The 2,308-nt window shown below is 44.0% G+C and carries 3 protein-coding genes; all 3 read left to right on the top strand.

Going from position 1 to position 2,308, the window contains the following annotated elements:
• The first annotated feature begins 191 nt into the window (after positions 1–191).
• The 3 genes from QEH53_RS23560 to QEH53_RS23550 all read left to right on the top strand — a co-directional run bounded on the left by QEH53_RS23560 (position 192) and on the right by QEH53_RS23550 (position 2,271).
• The gene (locus tag QEH53_RS23560; protein WP_309025689.1) at positions 192–626 is read left to right on the top strand and encodes a hypothetical protein; all 435 of its coding nucleotides are present in this window, start codon (positions 192–194) and stop codon (positions 624–626) included.
• A gap of 31 nt (positions 627–657) precedes the next feature.
• The gene (locus QEH53_RS23555; RefSeq protein ID WP_309025688.1) at positions 658–1,392 is read left to right on the top strand and encodes a hypothetical protein; all 735 of its coding nucleotides are present in this window, start codon (positions 658–660) and stop codon (positions 1,390–1,392) included.
• A 78-nt stretch (positions 1,393–1,470) separates the two neighbouring features.
• Positions 1,471–2,271 carry a hypothetical protein gene (locus QEH53_RS23550; protein ID WP_309025687.1) on the top strand — a complete coding sequence of 267 codons (801 nt, stop codon included), beginning with the start codon at positions 1,471–1,473 and terminating at the stop codon, positions 2,269–2,271.
• Positions 2,272–2,308 lie beyond the last annotated feature (37 nt).

Here is a 2,308-nt window from a genome sequence, read left to right as displayed (position 1 = left end):
AGCCACAAGACAGTCCGACCTAGGTTGGACTCCTGCATTGGCAGGTTGTGTGATCCTCATTACAACCAGGCGCCGCAGACAACTCCGGCATACGCCCGCCTCTTTCACATCGACCCCATGAAAACAGACCGCCCCAGAAACTCAAACGAAAGCTTTGGCCTCCGCGTCTGAGCTTAGCGTTCGCTAAAAAAATGAAAACAGCAGTCTTCACGTTATTTCTAGCACTGACGTCGTATGCATTTTCCAGTTACGAAGGAGATTGGTATTTTGACGTTAGTTCGGCACCAGCGATAGCAAAAGATGAGCATCAAGATTTCGTCAGGCGAGCATTTGGTGAGTACACCCCTTTCGTCCTTGGGAAGAAACCCTTCCGAATAGAAGAGAAAGAAGACGGAAAGCTAGTACTGCACTACCCGATGGCCGAGGAAATGGTCGTCACCTTAACCCCGAAAGAGAAGAATAGATTCAAAGGAAATGATGGATTGATTTACGAGATCAGACTCGATGAAGAAACCTTGAGTTTGAGATTTTGGAAACGCTTCAAATCCAAATCAGCAGAAGAATTTAGACTAATCAAAAGGAGCGAACAAGGCGCTTCTCACAACGCGGGCAAGCCCGCGTCGTGAGAGCTTGGCGTTCACAAAAAAAACTACAAAGATGGAAATCCAAGGCACAACTCCTCCAAACCCAATTACCCACATTTCCAATCGAAACACGACACAGAAATCGACAACAGTCGAATTAGCATCAGCCCCTACAAAACCCCAAGAAGAACGCGTTCCTACCGGAATTGAGAAAACATTCCCAAACTCAAATGATCGCTATGTAGAATATGAACGCGGGGACTTTCAGATTATGTATTTACTAGACGATCACCCCATAGGTGCAGGCCCAGGCCCCCTGAAAGGCGATATCGTGATAGGTTTGGGAAACATAAAAGGAGAAGAGATAAAACTAGCGGGTATTGATGAAAACACATCTATCGACGTGGCAAGCACAGCATTTACGGAATATTTGCGCTCAAACCCACCAGAATTTAAAAACGTAATAAACGGCCAAGAACTTATCGAATTTGGCGATATGATCCACAAGCACGCAGGAAGACCTCGACATGAGTTCTCAATGATAGATCTTAGCAAAGCATCTGGTAACGAACTTCTCAAAGCTGGAGAGTACCTAATGATCATGGATGAAATATCATTCGAAGAATTTCAAATAATGAAGTCATTAGCGTCGGATAACACCAACATCCGACAGACAACGGATTTCTATTCGTACTTTGATCGAGTGTCGAGAGAATCCACAGGTATTGAATCGAAACAATATCAAAGTATTGGTAAGGCAATTAAGGAGTTGCGTTTACCAACAGGCGGTTTCAACGAAACTGCATAACTAAAATAATGTGAACAAGACGGCTCACACAACGAGCGCAAGCGCTCGTCGTGTGGCCTCGACGTTCGCCAGAAAATAATGAGCACCGAAACTCCAACTATCGATAGCTTGATCGAGATCGCCGTCAGGCACATCCAAGGAATTGACCACGATGGGAACGGAGGCGTGATGCCTAAATATCCAGATTTTGACTACTATCCTTACGATTATCTAGATTTCGCAGAGGCAAACCTACAGGAATGGCTTTCTTCGAAGGATGATTTCCAAAAGGAGAATCTCTTGATTAGCTGCGTTTCCAACCTCAAACGGGCATTAGACTGTCAAATTGATTGCTTTCTCTTCGCGTGGGGAATTCTCCCGATAGTAAGAAAAAGAAATTTAGGAATAGATTCGAAACTGAGTTTTTTGCACGAATCGGGAGTCTTTCGTTCAAGGACAGTTGGACGATTTCTAGCGATCAGAAACCGAATCGAACATGACTTTCAAAAACCAAGCATTGAAGACTTAGAAGCACTTCACGACTTGGTTGTTGCTATTGTTTCTGTGTTGCACGGCTGCATCAACGATCTCGACAACTCAGACGCCTACTTTCCCGTATTGAACAAAGACGGAGAAAACATTGGAAAGATTGAGATGCGTTACATAGTCGAGGACGGAACTTGGAAAGTATCGTGGGAAATCGAAGGTGAAGCAATAAATTGTCCTGATGCGATACACATTGATCTAAAGAATCCTTCTAACTTTGCTAAAGCATTTCGAGTTTGGCACACGATAGCTACAGGTGAAGCTTACGCTTCATACACCCCTATGATAAGAAAAATGCCTCGTCAGAAGAATTCGTGGGTTGATTCGGGTTCTGGAAGATCCCCAAGATTATGATAAAGACATACTTTCAGCGCTTTATAGGTTCTAAATC

Origin of the sequence: Pelagicoccus sp. SDUM812002 (assembly GCF_031127835.1) — a bacterium.
GTDB lineage: Bacteria > Verrucomicrobiota > Verrucomicrobiia > Opitutales > Opitutaceae > Pelagicoccus.
Note: the sequence above shows the minus strand (reverse complement) of the source record. Positions and strands in the feature narration are given on the sequence as shown.

Bases quoted from the DNA above. Each gene is read 5' to 3' on its own strand.
- QEH53_RS23560 (WP_309025689.1), top strand. From the start codon at position 192: ATGAAAACAGCAGTCTTCACGTTATTTCTAGCACTGACGTCGTATGCA.
- QEH53_RS23555 (WP_309025688.1), top strand. From the start codon at position 658: ATGGAAATCCAAGGCACAACTCCTCCAAACCCAATTACCCACATTTCC.
- QEH53_RS23550 (WP_309025687.1), top strand. From the start codon at position 1,471: ATGAGCACCGAAACTCCAACTATCGATAGCTTGATCGAGATCGCCGTC.